Annotated in this window: 19 protein-coding genes; 14 read left to right on the top strand and 5 right to left on the bottom strand. The window is 54.3% G+C overall.

All coding sequences use genetic code 11. From position 1 onward, the window contains the following. Window positions 1–22: 22 nt before the first annotated feature. Genes OKX01_RS09455 through OKX01_RS09520 form a run of 14 tightly spaced genes read left to right on the top strand, consistent with a single transcriptional unit; the run spans window position 23 to window position 13,921 of the window. On the top strand, window positions 23–358 hold the full coding sequence (locus tag OKX01_RS09455) for an RAQPRD family integrative conjugative element protein (protein WP_230018133.1): 336 nt from the start codon (window positions 23–25) through the stop codon (window positions 356–358). Between the two features lie 22 nt (window positions 359–380). Further along, window positions 381–632 carry a TIGR03758 family integrating conjugative element protein gene (locus OKX01_RS09460; RefSeq protein WP_094196722.1) on the top strand — a complete coding sequence of 84 codons (252 nt, stop codon included), beginning with the start codon at window positions 381–383 and terminating at the stop codon, window positions 630–632. A 45-nt stretch (window positions 633–677) separates the two neighbouring features. Further along, a complete protein-coding gene (locus tag OKX01_RS09465; protein WP_094196723.1) occupies window positions 678–1,088 on the top strand; it encodes a DUF2976 domain-containing protein in 411 nt (136 codons plus the stop codon). Between the two features lie 15 nt (window positions 1,089–1,103). After that, window positions 1,104–1,658, top strand: coding sequence for a TIGR03750 family conjugal transfer protein (locus OKX01_RS09470; protein ID WP_094196724.1), 555 nt, complete (start codon window positions 1,104–1,106; stop codon window positions 1,656–1,658). Continuing rightward, window positions 1,655–2,455, top strand: coding sequence for a PFL_4703 family integrating conjugative element protein (locus OKX01_RS09475; RefSeq protein ID WP_094196725.1), 801 nt, complete (start codon window positions 1,655–1,657; stop codon window positions 2,453–2,455). Before OKX01_RS09470 ends, OKX01_RS09475 begins: the two co-directional genes overlap by 4 nt. An 11-nt stretch (window positions 2,456–2,466) precedes the next feature. Continuing rightward, window positions 2,467–3,627 carry a TIGR03749 family integrating conjugative element protein gene (locus OKX01_RS09480; protein WP_094196726.1) on the top strand — a complete coding sequence of 387 codons (1,161 nt, stop codon included), beginning with the start codon at window positions 2,467–2,469 and terminating at the stop codon, window positions 3,625–3,627. Window positions 3,628–3,642: 15 nt separating this feature from the next. Continuing rightward, window positions 3,643–5,223 (top strand): TIGR03752 family integrating conjugative element protein, encoded by a 1,581-nt coding sequence (locus OKX01_RS09485; protein WP_094196727.1) that lies wholly within the window; start codon window positions 3,643–3,645, stop codon window positions 5,221–5,223. Then, on the top strand, window positions 5,210–5,719 hold the full coding sequence (locus tag OKX01_RS09490; RefSeq protein ID WP_094196728.1) for a TIGR03751 family conjugal transfer lipoprotein: 510 nt from the start codon (window positions 5,210–5,212) through the stop codon (window positions 5,717–5,719). Before OKX01_RS09485 ends, OKX01_RS09490 begins: the two co-directional genes overlap by 14 nt. After that, window positions 5,709–8,639 (top strand): conjugative transfer ATPase, encoded by a 2,931-nt coding sequence (locus tag OKX01_RS09495; protein WP_264671659.1) that lies wholly within the window; start codon window positions 5,709–5,711, stop codon window positions 8,637–8,639. The genes OKX01_RS09490 and OKX01_RS09495 overlap by 11 nt, the downstream gene beginning before the upstream one ends. Further along, the gene (locus OKX01_RS09500; protein WP_264671660.1) at window positions 8,636–9,115 is read left to right on the top strand and encodes a TIGR03757 family integrating conjugative element protein; all 480 of its coding nucleotides are present in this window, start codon (window positions 8,636–8,638) and stop codon (window positions 9,113–9,115) included. The genes OKX01_RS09495 and OKX01_RS09500 overlap by 4 nt, the downstream gene beginning before the upstream one ends. Before the next feature lie 9 nt (window positions 9,116–9,124). Next, a complete protein-coding gene (locus OKX01_RS09505; protein WP_264671661.1) occupies window positions 9,125–10,471 on the top strand; it encodes a TraU family protein in 1,347 nt (448 codons plus the stop codon). A 19-nt stretch (window positions 10,472–10,490) separates the two neighbouring features. Then, window positions 10,491–11,882, top strand: a complete 1,392-nt coding sequence (locus OKX01_RS09510) for an integrating conjugative element protein (protein ID WP_094196732.1) — start codon at window positions 10,491–10,493, stop codon at window positions 11,880–11,882. Then, complete coding sequence (locus OKX01_RS09515; RefSeq protein ID WP_125276807.1) at window positions 11,879–12,280, top strand: hypothetical protein; 402 nt, start codon at window positions 11,879–11,881, stop codon at window positions 12,278–12,280. The genes OKX01_RS09510 and OKX01_RS09515 overlap by 4 nt, the downstream gene beginning before the upstream one ends. A gap of 15 nt (window positions 12,281–12,295) precedes the next feature. Continuing rightward, entirely contained in the window at window positions 12,296–13,921 is a 1,626-nt protein-coding gene (locus tag OKX01_RS09520; protein WP_264671662.1) for a conjugal transfer protein TraG N-terminal domain-containing protein, read from the top strand. A 3-nt stretch (window positions 13,922–13,924) separates the two neighbouring features. On the opposite strand, the gene OKX01_RS09525 is transcribed toward OKX01_RS09520, so the two are convergent. From OKX01_RS09525 to OKX01_RS09545, 5 genes are all read right to left on the bottom strand, one after another. Continuing rightward, window positions 13,925–14,176: a hypothetical protein gene (locus OKX01_RS09525; RefSeq protein ID WP_264671663.1), complete on the bottom strand. Its 252-nt coding sequence runs from the start codon at window positions 14,174–14,176 to the stop codon at window positions 13,925–13,927. Between the two features lie 24 nt (window positions 14,177–14,200). Beyond that, window positions 14,201–14,395 carry a superinfection immunity protein gene (locus OKX01_RS09530; protein WP_264671664.1) on the bottom strand — a complete coding sequence of 65 codons (195 nt, stop codon included), beginning with the start codon at window positions 14,393–14,395 and terminating at the stop codon, window positions 14,201–14,203. A 339-nt stretch (window positions 14,396–14,734) separates the two neighbouring features. After that, window positions 14,735–15,016, bottom strand: coding sequence for an antitoxin MazE family protein (locus OKX01_RS09535; RefSeq protein ID WP_264671665.1), 282 nt, complete (start codon window positions 15,014–15,016; stop codon window positions 14,735–14,737). 109 nt (window positions 15,017–15,125) lie between these two features. Further along, a complete protein-coding gene (locus OKX01_RS09540) occupies window positions 15,126–15,434 on the bottom strand; it encodes a type II toxin-antitoxin system RelE/ParE family toxin (protein WP_264671666.1) in 309 nt (102 codons plus the stop codon). After that, the gene (locus tag OKX01_RS09545) at window positions 15,431–15,883 is read right to left on the bottom strand and encodes a hypothetical protein (RefSeq protein WP_264671667.1); all 453 of its coding nucleotides are present in this window, start codon (window positions 15,881–15,883) and stop codon (window positions 15,431–15,433) included. The genes OKX01_RS09540 and OKX01_RS09545 overlap by 4 nt, the downstream gene beginning before the upstream one ends. Between the last annotated feature and the right edge of the window lie 16 nt (window positions 15,884–15,899).

Below are 15,899 nucleotides of genomic sequence, written 5' to 3' on the forward strand. Positions count from 1 at the left end.
CAGAGAACGGGAGAAAACATTCATGAATACAAAAACACCTGAAACCGTGCTGTTGGGAACGGGGCGCATGGCGCGTCGGGCCTGGGCCATTGCACTGCTATTGGTAGCGATTAGTGCGCGCGCCGGAGATACGGAAAGCGAACGCGAGAATTTGGCACGAATAGAGAACGAGCTGGCCGTTGTGCAACAAATGGTGGCCGCAGCCTCTCGTGATGCACCGCCGTCCCAGCGCGTCAATTTCCGCTACGAATGGCTAATCAATGACCTGGACGTGATGCGTCGGGGCATTCAACAACACCTCAATGCCCCCATGCAGCCACGCCCTGTCGAGCCACTGCGCGGCGACTATCGCCAATAACGCGACATAAGGAGATCACCTTATGGGCATGAACCAGGCACAGCTGGGTTCGAGCATGAGAGAAGCCTTTGCAGCAGGCTCAGGGGTTGACCCCAACACCATGAAGATCGTGCTGACAATCATCACGGTCGCGGCGGTGGTTCTGTTTTTCGCCTGGTTGGTGATGACTGCCCTTGATAACTACCGGGAAGGCCAGCTCAAGCAGGAAGAGGTGATCTGGGCCTGCCTCAAATTAGTGTTGCTCTTGTCCTTAATCCTGTGGGTGTTGGTTTGACGCCCACAGGACTTCTTAACACATCAAACCATACGGAGTTTAGCTATGACCACACTGAACGCTCTGTTGGCGGCACCCCGAGCGGGGTGGCAAAAAGCCAAGCGTCACCTCGCGCAAGCCGCTTTGATCCCTGCTGTAGCGTTACTTTCGTCACCTGCCATGGCGGCTTTGCCCACGATGCCTACACCGGGATCTGGCATTGACGGGGCTCAAGTTGCTGACGGCGATTGGCTTGGAGCGATGGGTGCTTACTGGAAACAGGGCATCACGATTCTGGCCATGATCTTTGTTGGCTACTTTTTCCTCAAAGTAGTTATGGGTGCGATCACAAAGTGGAACCAATACACCCGTGGTCAAGCTGATATCAGCGACCTGAAAGAGTACGTGATTACTGGTGGCGTGTTGGCCATTGCACTCGTTGCCATGGCAACGTATGCCATCGCCACGCTCGGGTAAAGGGGAAATGTCGCTATGGCTCGCAAACCCTCTGCCCCACATCTTGAACAGCTGGATGAACAAGTTACCCAGGGCATCGCTACGCCGATAACCGATCGCGTGAATGTTCAGCCAGCCATTCTGAACGGTATGACGGTCGATGAAGCACAAATCATCGGTCTGATCTCCGTGGTGGTGTGTCTGCTGGTGGGCTTGGTACTGCTGGCCATAACCGGCTTTTGGCAAACACTCATGGCCATCATGCTATTTGGACCATTAGTCATTTTGTGGTTTGCCTCTAAATACCTGGCTGGCCTTAAGCGCAACCGTCCTGACGGCTATTACAACCAGGCTATGCACCACTGGATGGCCTCTCGTGGGTGGGTGAAAGCCAAATTCATCCGCCACAACGGGTATTGGAGCTTGGGCCGGACCTTGCCTTTTAGCTTGTCCACTTCGTTCAACCCTAAACCGTCCCGTCAGAAAGTTGTTTCTACGGGCGATACGGCCATCCCCTCTTCTTGCGCTGCTCATGGTGTGACAACGACAGGTCAAACGCCGATAGCGGATAAAGCGAGCAACAACGTATGAGTTCAAAATATTTAAACGCCCTGGCCACGGTTCAGGCGACAAACAAAAGACTGGGCGCACTTGTTTTAGTTGTCGCCGCCCTAGGCGCTGTGGGTATGTACTTTGCTGCCCGCACACCACATCGAATCGACGTCAATCTGCACCCCAACATCCAAGGTGGGGACGTGGTCACCGTAACCGACGGCCAGTCGCCTGTCCCTGACGTCAATGTGTATGGCTTTGCCTACTACATCTGGCAGCAGGTCAATCGCTGGCAGGCTGACGGATACAAAGACTACGGCAAGCAGATTTACTACTACCAGGCGTATATCACCCCGTCTTGTCGAGCTCAGTTAGAGAACGACATGAACACACGGGACAGAGCCGGTGAGCTGCGTTCGCGTACACGAATCATGACCGAAATCCCTGGGTTTGGATTCTCACCAAGACGGGTGATCTCACACGGTACCAATAGCTGGACCGTACTGCTCGACATGCAATTGCAAGAGACATTTCGTGGCCAGCAAATCAAAGACATCTACATCCGGTATCCGATGCGTGTCGTGAAATATGACGTCGACCCCGAGAAGAACCCTTGGAAACTGGCCATTGACTGCTATGGCAACAACCGCCCTGCCCGCCTGAACCCTGACGAAGTCGCCGCCGTTCAAAAGAACAATCAGAGTCCTGACCTACCCTCTGAATCAGAGATCATCCCCGCGACGTTGCCAGGCACCGTCAGCGACCCGGCCACGAATGTCACCGATCCGGCTCCGACACCTATCCAGGTGCGCCCCGCCCAACCTCAAAGCGAGTGAGATTGTTATCCATGAAAGCCATTCTTAGCATTCGCAAAACAGCTCTGGCCTGCGCTCTTTTGGGACTGGCCCAGTACGCACAGGCGCAAGTGCGAGACTTGGGGCCGAATTTGGAAAGCGTCCCAGCCGACCTTATTGCCCCCGATCCTGGCAGCACAAACCCACCTGCCAATGTGCTCCCCACAACAACCGCACTTGGAAATAATCCGCCCGATCTAGGAGAGATCCCCGGTCTCGGCACCCCATCACTGAACACCGAATATCACCAGTCTGACGCCAATGCGATGAGTGGCCAGTCTATGCCTATCAGCACCGTGGATACGGCAATTGAACAGGCAATAGAAAACCTAGACGAAACAGGTAAAACCATCCGCAAGCCACCGCAGAACAAGCCACATGGAGTCGAGCGGGCCGTGTTTGATCGTGCGCCTGTGCGCGCCCCGCTTCCCGTGGGTATTGAACGCATGATCACTTTGCCGGCGCCTGCCGCCCTGCATGTGCCCTCGGATATGTCCAAGATTGCCCGAATCGAAGTCATTGATCGCACGATGTACATCACGGCGTTGCAGCAGTTCACACCTGTGCGAATCATTGCCGAACTCATTGATTCCGGGCAGCAAATTCCCTTCGATCTGCTTGCCGACAGCACGACAGCCAGTGCCCGTAGCGAACTTCAGGTTTTTGTCGTGGCCTCCTCATCACCTGGTGCAGGAAAAAGCGACGGTGATGGCCCCGCCTCCCAAGCGGCTGCGCAAGCGACCAGCATGGCCAATGAACACACATTGAGCCAGCAAATGGCGGAATCAGCTCCCACAGACATGGTCCAGCTCACGCGCTACGCCGCACGCCAACTGTATGCCCCGAAGCGGCTGGCCACGCCACTCTCAGGTGTACAGCAGGTTGAAGTCACTACGGAGCCAATTGCTGACCTAATTCGCGGCGTCAATGTTGTATCCACCCCCGTCGGTCAGTGGCGTTCTGGCCAGCTCTACGTGACAGCCGTCCTCATCAAGAACCGCTCACACCAGCCCTTGGAAATTCCACTGGAACAAGTGCGCGGGCAATGGATTGCAGCAACCGCGCAGCATGGGCGAATTGGTTCAGCCGGTTCCGAGACGGACACCACCGCCATTTATTTGGTGTGCCAGCGCCGATTTGAAGCCTGCCGCTAATAAAGGAACAACAGTATGAGCAGCACGTCTAGCAACAAACTGATCCCCATCCTCGGTGGTGTCGCCGTCCTGATCGTCAGCGTGGTGATATACAAGCAGTTTTCAGGTTCAGGATCCTCTCAAGACCCGGTACTGACCTCCATTCCGACACCTGAAAGTGCCACACTGCCCACAGCGCAAGGAGCGGACAACGACAACGCCGCTGAAACCTTGCGCACCGTCACCGCCAGCAATGAACAATTGCGGCGTGACGTGGCACGCGTGATTGAAATGAACAATCAACTCATCGCTGAAAATAAGCGCATGGGCGGTGCTAATGCGACGGTTTCACGTCGCATCGAACAAGAGCAGCGCGACACGCTCAATCTTGACGGACCCCGTACGGACTCGATCGACCCAAGCGGCGACGAATCTGAGGCAAAGAGCGCGGTTAACCTCACCTTGCAGCGCGGCTCCGAAGCGGTCGACACGTTTTCACGCGCCTTTCAAATGGGCATGTCGCCTGCCCGCTCTGAAACGGAAGCGGCCAATCGAGCGGCCCAGACTAGAACGACTTCCCTGCGGCCTCAACAATTAACGCCCGTGGGAACACAAGCGGCCACGGCAACCGTTGCCTCAACCGGCCCGTACCGTGTATTGCCTCCCATGGGGTACAGCGCGATAACGGAGTCCGAGCGTGGCCGCAATGGCAATGATGGTCCAGCCATAACACGCTATATCCGTACCAGTGGTAACCAAGCCTACACGAATAGTTCAATTGGCTCTCTGACCTCATCCAGTGCGGCACAGACCCGGTCAGCACCGCAAGCCGCCAAACCTGAACCGATTCCGTACTTCACCGTGCCCGAGAATGCAACGCTGGTCGGCGCGGTTTCGATGACTAGCCTCATCGGTCGAGTGCCCATCGATGGTCGCGTCACGGACCCCATGCAATTCAAAGCAATTGTTGGGCGCGACAACCTGGCGGCCAATGGCTTTGAGTTACCGGCCGACATTGAAGGGATGATCGTGACGGGTGTGGCAATTGGCGATATGGCGCTGTCGTGCTCAGAAGGGAAAGTGCGCTCCGTCACCTTTGTCTTTAATGACGGCACGGTTCGCACCATCTCTGAACGCTCCAAAGGCGGGGGGAATGCCAACGTCAATGGCGGCGGCAGCACCCAGGACCTGGGCTACATCTCTGACGTACACGGCAACCCCTGCATTCCCGGCAAGTTCGTCACCAATGCCCCGGCCTATCTGGCCGACCTAGCCATGCTCAAGGGCCTGGATGTTGCCGCACAGGCCTACTCCGATGCCCAGCGCACCGTCTCCAACAATTTGGGCACAGGCAATACCACCTCTCAAATCACCGGCTCACGCAGTGGCTACGCCATGGGGCAAGCGGCCTCTGGCGCAACCAATGAGATCGTCGCCTGGATGACCTCCCGCCTCAAGAATAGTTTCGACGCCGTTGTAACCCCGGCTGGCAAGCAAATAGTCATTCACCTTGATAAAGAACTGCAAATTGACAAGATGCCCAACGCCCGCAAGCTGGTGTACCGCCAGCAAGGGACGCAGCAGCTTTCTCGTGGAGCACATTATGGTCTGGAATAACACTGCCCAACGCCTGGCGCTGGCTCTAATCACCACCGCCATGTTCAGCGGTTGCACCGTCATGATGGATCGCGAATCCCCGCTCAATGAGGTCACCAAGGACTCGCCAACGGTGCTGGACGTCTACCGAGGTACTGATTATCGAAACGAAGCGACTCGTCAGTCGCGTATTACCCCCCAGGAGCGGATGCGCGAGCGCACGCAAGCCAGACCGATCAATGCGGGCGATGAGTTGACACAGCGATATTGGTCAGCCATTGAACCCATGAATCAACGCTTTGCTCGTTTGCCCAACCCTGACCTGGTAATGGTGGTGTTCCCCCACCTAGCCAAGGGCCAGTATCCGGTTCCAGGTTACGTAACTGTCTTCCCGATGTACGACCAGACGCAGTATGCGCTACCTGGTGAAGTCACCCAAGATTTGCTGCAGTGGCGAAGTGACTACTTTGAAGCTAAATCCAGCGCCAAGAAAAAGGGAGGCGCAGATGATCGCTAATGTGGCCAGCTTGTTCGGATTCACGCGTCAACATGCAGCGCAACAAGGCAGCAAACGCACGCCTCGATCTCCTCAAGTCACTGCAAAGGCATCGTCTCCTGGCCAGACCGTCGCAGACCGTCGACGTATGGCCCTGCGGCCACCTTCGTTTACCGACATGCTGCCCTATATCAGCTATGCCCCTGATGAACGCATTTTCGTGTTGCGTGATGGCAATACGCTCGGTGCACTGTTTGAGCTCTCTCCGATTGCGACCGAGGCCATGCCTATCGAAATTCTGAATGAGCACGCCCAGAAGATTCAGGAGGCCTTGCAAGCCATGCCATCGGTCAACGGCGCACCGTGGATCGCACAGTTTTTTGTCAATGATGACCGTAACCTGGATCATCTTAATGACACCTTTACCGACTATATCCTGGAGCAACATAAGGACGATGGCCTGGGCCAGGAGATCCTGAACTCGCCGTTTACCCAGGCAGTATTGGATGAGGTGCGCTCGCACCTGTCGAATGTCTCGCAACCCAATGGCCTATTCACCGATACGCTTGTCACTGGTCAAGTCTGGCGCGGGCAAATCCGCCGTGTTCGTTGTTGCCTGTATCGTCGATTTGGCGGCGCAGCCGATGATCCACAAACGCCGGTGCAGCAAATCGAGTCTGTGGCCAACACCATCATGGCCACATTTTCCGAGGCCGGTGTGGCTGTTCGCCGCTGTACCGGCAAAGACCTCTATGAGTGGCTACTGCCGTTTTTTAACCGTGATCTGCCTTGGGCGCCAGGCACGCAAATGATGCGTGAATTACCCTACCCCGGCGACACCCCGTTGACCAACGACGAGGATACGCCCATTTTTGGATGGGACTTGTCAGAGCTATTGAGCATCAATGAGCCCCGTTCGGACCTGGAACAGGGATTGTTTGAGTTTGATGGCGTACCCGTCAAGGCGTTGACCCTGCAAAATATGCGCAAGCAGCCTGAGATTGGTCATTTCACGGCGGAGCTGGCCAACGGTAAAGAGCGATTTGCACGGTTTGACCGTCTACCTCCTGGCTCGATGCTCTCGGTCTCCATCACGATTGCACCGCAGCACATCGTCGAGTCACAGATTGAGCGGATCCGGGATGCCTCACGCGCTAAGACGGCGCAGGCCATTGAAACCTACCGGGAGTGCTCCAACGTTTTGAATGAGATAGTTCGGGGCAACCACCTATTTCCAATGATGGTGACCCTGTACGCGACCGCCACCAGCACGGATGAACTCGATAGCAACATCAACACAATTAATGCGCTGTTGATCCCATCGGGCCTGAAGTTCATCAGTAATCAGCATGACCTGGTCCCGCTGGACACCTTCATGCGGGCGCTGCCTTTTAACTATGACCCCGCCTTCGATAACCAGGTACTTCGTCGATCCCGCCTGACCTTCGCCTCCCATATTGCGCGTCTGTTGCCACTTTATGGCCGTGCCCGTGGCACACCTCACCCTGGCATGTGGTTCTGGAATCGCGGCGGGGAACCCTTATTTGTGGATCCGCTCAACAAACGAGACCGTAAAAAGAACGCCCATATGTTGGTGCTGGGGCCGACCGGGGCCGGTAAATCGGCCACCTTGAACTACATCGCCATGATGACGATGGCCATTCATCGGCCACGGCTGGTGATTGTCGATGCCGGAAACTCCTTCGGCCTTTTGGTGGATTTTTTTAAAGACAGAGGGCTGTCGACCTACAAAGTAGAACTGAACAGTAGTGCAAAAGTGTCCTTGCCACCGTTCGTCCATGCGTACCAGCTACTTGATGATAGTGAGGTCATGGAGAGTTTTGTGGCGGCCGAGCAGCAGGCACGAAGCAACGCAGGCCTGCCCGATGACGAGCTACTCAATGCCCTGCTTGGCCAAGATGATGAGCCATCGACTGACGGTGTGTCCTTTCATGAAGCGTTCCAGGCTAGGGAAGAGGACGAAGAGCAGGACGACGAACTGGATAAAAGGGACTTACTTGGCGAGATGCTGATTGCCGCGATCCTGATGATCACAGGCGGCGAAGCGGACGAAGTCGCACAGATGAGTCGAGCCGACCGGTACTTGGTATCACGCGCCATCATCATGGCCGCGATCAGTTGCAAAGAACGGGGAGCCAAGCACCCGTTGACACAAGATGTGGCCCTGCAACTGATGCACATGAATAAGGACCAGACCATGTCACCGGCGCGGCGTGCACGCGCCGAAGAAATGGGTCAGTCCATGATGACCTTCACCCAGGCGCTGCGAGGCAAATTATTCAATCGTGAGGGACAGGATTGGCCAGATGCAGACGTCACGCTGGTCGAGATGGGTACGCTCACTCAAGACGGCTATGAAGATGCCTTGGCAGTTGCGTATACAAGCCTCATCGACTCAGTACAGTCCCGTGCCGAGCTGAACCAACACTCTGGTCGCCCGATGGTCTTCCTCACTGACGAGGGCCACTTGATCACAACCAATGAGCTGCTTGGCCCCAAGATAGCCAAGGGCACAAAGATGTGGCGCAAATTCAATACTTGGTTCTGGCTCGCCACACAAAACCTGAAAGATTTCCCCGACTCTATGGAGCGCGTACTCTCGATGTGTGAGTACTGGATGCTGCTGACCATGGACAAAGCAGAGATTGAGGAAGTAACGCGGTTTCGTTCGCTCACCAACGAGCAACGAGCCATGATGGAATCAGCTCAAAAAGAACCACCGAAATACACGGAAGGGGTATTGATCTCAGCGACCGGACAGGTGCTCTTTCGAAACGTCCCCCCTGCTCTTCCCATTGCGCTGGCCATGACTGAGGGTCATGAGAAAGCACACCGCCGTCGCCTGATGGAAAAACATGGGATCAACGAAATGGGGGCTGCTCAAATGGTGGCACAAGAGCTGGCGGGGAGCCGCTCATGACTAAGACACGCTCATTTTTCATCGCCGCCTCTCGTCTTAGCACTCGCATGGTGTTGCTGTCTGCGCTTTGCGCCGTTGTCACACCCTCGTTCGCGCAACAGCCTAGCCAGGATCTGTATGCCGGCGTCATGACTGTGGAGGTGTTTGCGAACACTGCCATGCCGGTTACCCCGACTACGTCTCCTTACTATGCTCTGTCTATCTATCGCTTGGACGCGATGAGCAATCTCGAAGCTCAGATGAATGAAGGAATGCCACAAGACGAAGCAGAAGCGCGTCTATGGGTGGCAAACAATGAGGCGCGGTTACGGCAAATGATCCAGCCCATGGTGGCCAGTGCCGTTAACGGCCTGGCACGCGCACAGCGTTATCAGATTGACCGCTTACCGGCCGTGGTTATCAACCAGCGCTATGTGGTCTTTGGCTATATCGACGTTGACCAGGCGCTTATGGCCTGGCGTGACAGCCAGAATTAAGGGGCGCTCATGTCAATCACTACTTTGCGCTTTAGGCACATGCTGGCGATTAGTTTGCTGGTGCTGACCACCGCGCTGCGGCCTGTTCCAGCAACAGCCGCCACAACTACGGCGGGCGTCGTCACCAACACGGTCGCCGCACTACCCAGTTGCACGTCCTATCAGGTCAAAGGTATATGCGTCTGGCTGGTCTGCATTCCGCTCATTGGCTGCTTCATCCGAACTTCGGTTCGGGTTGCCCATTACGTGCCCGATGTCGTGATCAGCACTTATAACGATCCGCTGGCGCATCCATGGGCCGAGGTGGGTAAGCCGCTGGCCACAACGCTCTCTTCAGCGGGATCAGCCGTAGTCGGCGCCCCAATCGATGCCTCAGCAGGAACACAGCGTGAAGGCACCGAGGTGACGACCTATAAAAGTGCGGACGCCATCGGCAACCCGGCAGGCTTGATTGCCAGCATCGCCAGCGGCTACATCCCCAGTTTTGGCAGCTCATTCCAGTTTCCGGGCTATAGCGAATTATTGGCCTTCACTCGCACAGAGCTGCCTCGTATCGCGCAGTCCTGGAGGCAAGTGCCTCAGCAACTGGGCAACGAGTTTATCGAAGCAGCCCGTGCCATGGCCAATGCACCAGCAGACATCATTTCCTCCGTCTCTGCATTTCCGGCAAAACTGGGTGAGTTGAGCTCATCGATTGGCAATTTAGGCAATGTCTTTGGTGGAAGCGTCAGCACCCAAGCCATTGGCCTGCACGGCGTCGATATGATGGGTGCCGATCTTGGGCCAATCAGGGACATGGTGCAAATAGCTCAGAGCCTGGGAGCCTCAGGGGGGCTATCGAGTATGTTCTGCCCTGGATCAGCGTCGGTGTTCAATCTGCATTTTCAGTCTGACATGGATGCCATGAGCTGGCGCGGGTTCTGGCCACTGGAGATGCTCTACCCCCAATCATGGGTGCCTGGTACAGGAGAAGTAAGCACCTCGCCACTTTCCACCACCTGGGGTCCTATCTACCCACGCAATGGCGAGCTGGTGCAGTCACACCCAGTCAAGGCGTCCGCCGTCTTGGCTACACGCGTGGGCAGCATCATCTCGCAATCAGCGCAGCCCCACATTTACAAGCGTCTGCAACCAGGTAGGGGCTACAAGTACTTCCCCACCTCCAAGCCCACTACCTGGCAAATGATTTATCCGAGCGCCCAACGCTCCTGCATGACATTTGGGGCCGATGACTCACTGAGCCTGGCCAGCTTTGGTGATTACAAGACCGATGGTGCCGACGGCTACATGTGGAACATGTGGAACCACTATGACTGCTGCCGCATCCGTGGTGAGTTTCTGTACAGCATTCCTTAAGTGAAGGACGAGAATATCTATGCAACAACCACAACGCCCCTTCTCACTGCGCTTAAAACCAGCCGCCATGATGCTGGCTCTTGCGTTGACCTCCATGAGCGTGATGCCCGACGCCTACGCACAGCCTGTACGAGGCTCTTCGCTGTATTACCGAATGGGAGGTGGATCGCCAGGAGGCTCCGCCAACTATCGCGGTCAAGTCGCACACAATCTAGGCTTTGGTGCCAATGCCAGGCTGAATTATTCATGTGGCAAGTTTGATATCGGCCTATCTTGGGCCAACATCATGAACAACCTCAATAACCTGGGCCAGACGGTGACTGGGGCGATTCAATCTGGTATCGCTGCCCTCCCCTTGTACGTCCTGCAACGCGCACAGCCAGGCCTGTATCAGATTTTCCAAAACTACTCGCAGAAAGTGGACCTCCTGCTCGGAGCCAGCCTTAAATCCTGCGAAGAGATGGAGGCCATGGTCAAGGCGGGGCAAAACCCTTATGAAGATTGGATCAAAATGGCCAAAGGCGACGGCTGGAAAGTCAAAGCTTCTACCCAAGGGGATATCTATCAGGCCAAGATAGACATCGAAAAAAATGAAGAAGCCAACCGTGCGGGTGTGCCCTGGGTATTTGGCCAGCGGGCGGGGGGAGTCGGTGGCCGACCGATAGAGCCCGTCCGGGATCTGTCTATTGCAGGGTACAACGCCACGCTCAACAAACCGATCAGCGCATCCGAAACCACGGACTACAGCAATTCAACCGCCGAGAAAAACTCGCGTTTAGTACGCGCCTTCAAGTCGCCTGCCAACCTGGCCACTTGGACAACGGAAGTGCTAGGCGACCAGAAAGTCTACACCTGCGGTCAAAACCACTGCCCAGCCCCCACCACCGTCGTGACCGCAAGCGGTCTCGGGCCAAAATATGAGGCTGAGGTCGATATCGTTCGTCCCAAGCTAGAGGCGATGGCCTCCCCATCGAACTCGGCCACTTATGCCGACCTGGCCGAAATTTCAGCTCCTGGCTTTGCCGTCTCCCCGCAATTGCTCGACTCATTACGCGCCATGCCGCCTGACACCCGTAGCATTGCCGTGAACCGCATTGCTCAGGAAATGGCCATGCACCGGGTAATCAATAAAGCTTTGGTGGCCCGTAGCGTGTTGATGACAGGTCTGACCTTACCGGAGGTGACGGCCGCAGGTGACGCCATCCAAAACACCCAGGCTTCGGTTGACCGGTTGACGGGCTACATTGATGACTTGATGTACGAGGCTCGGATCCGCAAAGAGCTGACGTCCCAAACTGCTCTGTCGATCATCGATACGCAGTCGGCTATCGACACACAGTCCTTGAACGTGCCTCGTGGAAACCCAACAGATCCAGCCCCAGTTGTTGGTGGATGGGTGGCCGGACAATGACACAAGTCACCCTGACCAAAAAACGCAGCTGGCTGTGGCGAGCCTTGGTATGGCTCGCCATCGGTATGGCCGGATTTCTGCTGCTCATCGGACTGCTCGGCGCACTAGCACAGTCATTTATCGGCCAGGAACATAAACTCCTGAGCCTTCTTGAGGGGACATCGTCAGTACGAGATATCGGTGCGATCGCCCAATGTGGGGCTGCACTACTCATTATTTGGCGCTGGCCAGCCGTCGTGCGCTGGCTTCAAGTCAGACATATCGTTCAAGAATTCGAATATGACGCCGTGCTGGCCAGCCGCCGCAAGGTGGCCGCATTTATCACACTGTACTTAATCTTGATCCCGATTGGCCTCGACCGTATCTGGCGCTGGGTAACAGCGCTCATTACGGCTTAGGCGGGGGAATAAGCCATGCAACTAGACAGTTATCTTGAACTCTTTACCACTTTCTACGGGTGGGCTTTTGCCAATATCTTCGGCGAGATCGTGACCGGCACCGGCTTGGTCGTCATCCCCTTTCTGGTGGTCATCCTCAATGCCTGGCGCGAAGCTGGCCAGCGGGGAATGCAAGACATAGGCGTGATGGGGGTCATCAAAAGCGTACAGACGCAGCTCATCGTCATGCTGTTTGTGATGTCTGTTTGCTTTTTCACATCGCCCATCACAAGCCTAACGTATGCGCGTTTGTCGTACATGCCTCCTCCTTCGATTGACAACCCTAACCCTGTAGAGGCAACGCCTGGAGCCAGTGGCAGCACCTACGATACGGCATTACGCGATGCTATTGATGGAAGCATGAGCCAGGCCAGCGGGCTGAGTAACGTGCCCTTATGGTGGTATTCCATCATGTCCATCAGCTCTGGGATCAACAATGCCTTTCGAAATGGCATGAATAATTCCGGGTCTGATATGCGTGTTTTGGAAGACATGGCCAAAAATGCCACAATCGAAGACCCCGCCTTGCTCGGCGATGTGCAACGGTTTTACAGCGAATGCTTTATCCCGGCACGCAGTCAGTATTTGCGCAGCGATCGCAGCAGAATGAGTGCATCAGGTGCCTCGATCCTGGCAGAGTCCAATACTGACTATGGGCCTACTGATGTGGATTGGATGGGCAGCCAGTTTTTCAGAACTGAGCCTGGGTATTACGCCTCCATGCGCAGCCGTGCTCCGGTCACTGGTTTTGCGATCGATTACTCTCGTGATACAGAGTACTACGACCCATCGAGCGACGTGGACCCACAAGTCACCGGCGCAGTAAACCCTGAGTTCGGACGCCCGACCTGCAAGCAGTGGTGGGAAAATCAGCTACGAGACAAACTGATTGATGGAAGTCCTGGAGTACGGGCATTCGCATCACGAGCGGCAGACATCCTGACATTTACTTCGTGGGACAAACAAAAGGATGAAGTGGCTCGACTGGCGTCAACCGCAGCCAATCCAGTCTTTGTCGATTTTGATCAAATGATGGGCACCCCTTATGATGCTGCCACAATCGCGGGTCGAACGATAACGGGCGCTGGGAGTACGCTCGGTGTTGGAGGAGCAGCATTTATGGCCAGTATGGCCTGGATGCCATTGGTGACCTCATTACCCATGATTCAGGCTTTAGTCCTCATGGGTATCTACGCTTTTCTACCCTTGGCCACCTTGGTCAGCGGTTTCAGTCTCCGGGTATTGTTCTTAGGTGCCATGGCCATTCTTACTATCAAGATGTGGGCGTCGATGTGGTACATCGCCACTTGGATCGATGGCCACCTCATCAATGCCATGTACCCTGGCGCCCTAGGGAGTGCTTTTGTGCAAGAGGCCATGCAGATAGCGAAGGGCGCTATTCCAGCTGGCTACAAACGAATGGTTCTAAATACGATACTGCTGTCGCTGTATGTCGGCTTACCGATCATTTGGTCGTCGATGATGGCTTGGGCTGGGATTCGTATCACAGACGGTCTAGATCGTTTCGTAGGGGGAGAAGCAAATCAAGCTGCAAACTCTGGTAAAAGCAGCACCAAAATCGCAAGATTTGGGAAAAAATAAAACCTAATTATCGCCATCATAAAAATGATGGCGATAATCTTGATAACCATCGGGGTCATATTGGTAACGCTCAGTTCGAGTCATGTTCCAAGGACCGGGGCGATCATCACCGTGAATGTCATGTGATTCGTAATTCTGCTTACCACTTGAGCTTATTAACATCATGAAAAAATCAAGCGCGAGTGTTGCCCCTATCCACACCACTCTCGCAAGAAAAATACTGCCATGTCGGGCTAGTTTTAGAGCATATTTCATATGCCTCCTTACGCAGGTGATTAGCTATACTCGTTCTTTGTAAAAGCTCCAAATCAACGCAGCTACCCAGCCCAAAAACGTCCATCCGAGAAATATATTAAGCAAGAGGATCGGCACTTTATTATTATGATTTTTCTTATATGCAATATATGAGGGAATAAAGTAAATAACAAAGAAAACAATAATAACAAGCCAATGAAATATTGAAACACTACCCATTTCAAATTCCCTCACCAAGCAGAAGAATAGATACTACTCCACAATCCCCAAAACCACAGCCAGGGGACATGCAAGTTTCACCAGTGTACCAAAGGCCAAGCTATGAATCGGCCCTAATTAATACCTAGCGGTCGCGTTAGAAGGTCCTTTCCCTACAATATCCAAAACCGAAGATTGCGACAAGGATACTCCATTTTGTGTACTACGCAGCCCATCCAAACTAATGGAGCTGGGCGACTATCTACCATAAGCTGGGAAACTTAAGTGTAGTCCTGTTTCAGATAACCAATAATCGAGTGTTAGCCACCCAAAAGTCCAAAATAAAGCAAGCGTAGTAGGTCAACCATGATCACTTCTTTTGTTGGTACTCACACATTCGCCTTTTAGCTCACGTGTAGGCGAAATATCTTCATTCCATTCTAGGTCAGTCAGAGCCTTATTCATAAAATGCTCTGTATCCACATCGACCTTATCTGCCCTAGCGACCCGCTGCGCCTGACGATGGCATTCCGCCACAAAATCAGTTCGGTGTACCGTAGGCACCCAAAGCTGCACCGGGCGCAATCCTGCTTTCCGGAACGAATCACAGTACTTCTGAACTATTGCCTTTTCTTTTGCCATCACGACCTCCTTAACTATCCACTCGTAGTGGGGCGACCATGCATTAGATACAGCAGTTAGTTAGAGAAACTTATAGACACTCGTGTCAACTTGATCGTTTTGCAAATCTCTATGGCATCCGCTGTGCCACGTGTTTTAGACGTAATATTTCTACGACCCCTGCCAATTCACGCACACGGTAGAAAGCAATATAGTTCCGATGAATAACCAGCTCCCTCACATATCCGGGAAGACCTGGTCGCCCTACCCTCCCCATCTCTGGATATTTCGACAAAGAGTTGACTTTGTCTCGCAGCTCATGACCAAAGGTCTCCGCACGTACTGGGCTATCCAAAGCGATGTAGTCAATGATCTTAACCAGATCTTCCTCAGCCTTTGGCCTCCAAACTATTTGGTAGAAACTTGTCGCCTGAATCATTTATCACGCACTGCTGCCGTTTTAATCTGCTGAATCCGGGACTCCATTCTGGCCATCACCTCACCGTGTGGCACACTTGGTCGCTCATCCTCCAAAGAGTCGGCAATTTCAGCAGCAAGCCAACTGTTATAAGCGGCCGCTTCGTGCGCATCACGTAAGGCCTCCGCCCGACTTTGTCGGCTACGTGTCATATCCTTTTGCGAAGGATCCCAATTCGTCACGTCTAGCTTAGCTATAGCGAGCCCTAAATCACGCAGCATTACTAAAGCAGATGTCGGATTGCCAAAACGTCGTGGCTCCTTGCTTCTTGCCTTAGTCAATACAGCGTCCTGGCCGCTTCGAGTGGCAATCTCAACGAAGAAACCACCACCTTGGCCTTTAAGTGTTACGCCAGTTACGCCTCCCGCATCTGCGGTGGCTCGTAGCTGTTCAAGTGTGATAAAACGCATAGTAGGCCCTCCTATC

The organism is Alcaligenes sp. SMD-FA (assembly GCF_025960365.1).
GTDB lineage: Bacteria > Pseudomonadota > Gammaproteobacteria > Burkholderiales > Burkholderiaceae_B > Alcaligenes > Alcaligenes aquatilis.

Bases quoted from the DNA above. Each gene is read 5' to 3' on its own strand.
- OKX01_RS09455 (WP_230018133.1), top strand. From the start codon at position 23: ATGAATACAAAAACACCTGAAACCGTGCTGTTGGGAACGGGGCGCATG.
- OKX01_RS09460 (WP_094196722.1), top strand. From the start codon at position 381: ATGGGCATGAACCAGGCACAGCTGGGTTCGAGCATGAGAGAAGCCTTT.
- OKX01_RS09465 (WP_094196723.1), top strand. From the start codon at position 678: ATGACCACACTGAACGCTCTGTTGGCGGCACCCCGAGCGGGGTGGCAA.
- OKX01_RS09470 (WP_094196724.1), top strand. From the start codon at position 1,104: ATGGCTCGCAAACCCTCTGCCCCACATCTTGAACAGCTGGATGAACAA.
- OKX01_RS09475 (WP_094196725.1), top strand. From the start codon at position 1,655: ATGAGTTCAAAATATTTAAACGCCCTGGCCACGGTTCAGGCGACAAAC.
- OKX01_RS09480 (WP_094196726.1), top strand. From the start codon at position 2,467: ATGAAAGCCATTCTTAGCATTCGCAAAACAGCTCTGGCCTGCGCTCTT.
- OKX01_RS09485 (WP_094196727.1), top strand. From the start codon at position 3,643: ATGAGCAGCACGTCTAGCAACAAACTGATCCCCATCCTCGGTGGTGTC.
- OKX01_RS09490 (WP_094196728.1), top strand. From the start codon at position 5,210: ATGGTCTGGAATAACACTGCCCAACGCCTGGCGCTGGCTCTAATCACC.
- OKX01_RS09495 (WP_264671659.1), top strand. From the start codon at position 5,709: ATGATCGCTAATGTGGCCAGCTTGTTCGGATTCACGCGTCAACATGCA.
- OKX01_RS09500 (WP_264671660.1), top strand. From the start codon at position 8,636: ATGACTAAGACACGCTCATTTTTCATCGCCGCCTCTCGTCTTAGCACT.
- OKX01_RS09505 (WP_264671661.1), top strand. From the start codon at position 9,125: ATGTCAATCACTACTTTGCGCTTTAGGCACATGCTGGCGATTAGTTTG.
- OKX01_RS09510 (WP_094196732.1), top strand. From the start codon at position 10,491: ATGCAACAACCACAACGCCCCTTCTCACTGCGCTTAAAACCAGCCGCC.
- OKX01_RS09515 (WP_125276807.1), top strand. From the start codon at position 11,879: ATGACACAAGTCACCCTGACCAAAAAACGCAGCTGGCTGTGGCGAGCC.
- OKX01_RS09520 (WP_264671662.1), top strand. From the start codon at position 12,296: ATGCAACTAGACAGTTATCTTGAACTCTTTACCACTTTCTACGGGTGG.
- OKX01_RS09525 (WP_264671663.1), bottom strand. From the start codon at position 14,176: ATGAAATATGCTCTAAAACTAGCCCGACATGGCAGTATTTTTCTTGCG.
- OKX01_RS09530 (WP_264671664.1), bottom strand. From the start codon at position 14,395: ATGGGTAGTGTTTCAATATTTCATTGGCTTGTTATTATTGTTTTCTTT.
- OKX01_RS09535 (WP_264671665.1), bottom strand. From the start codon at position 15,016: ATGGCAAAAGAAAAGGCAATAGTTCAGAAGTACTGTGATTCGTTCCGG.
- OKX01_RS09540 (WP_264671666.1), bottom strand. From the start codon at position 15,434: ATGATTCAGGCGACAAGTTTCTACCAAATAGTTTGGAGGCCAAAGGCT.
- OKX01_RS09545 (WP_264671667.1), bottom strand. From the start codon at position 15,883: ATGCGTTTTATCACACTTGAACAGCTACGAGCCACCGCAGATGCGGGA.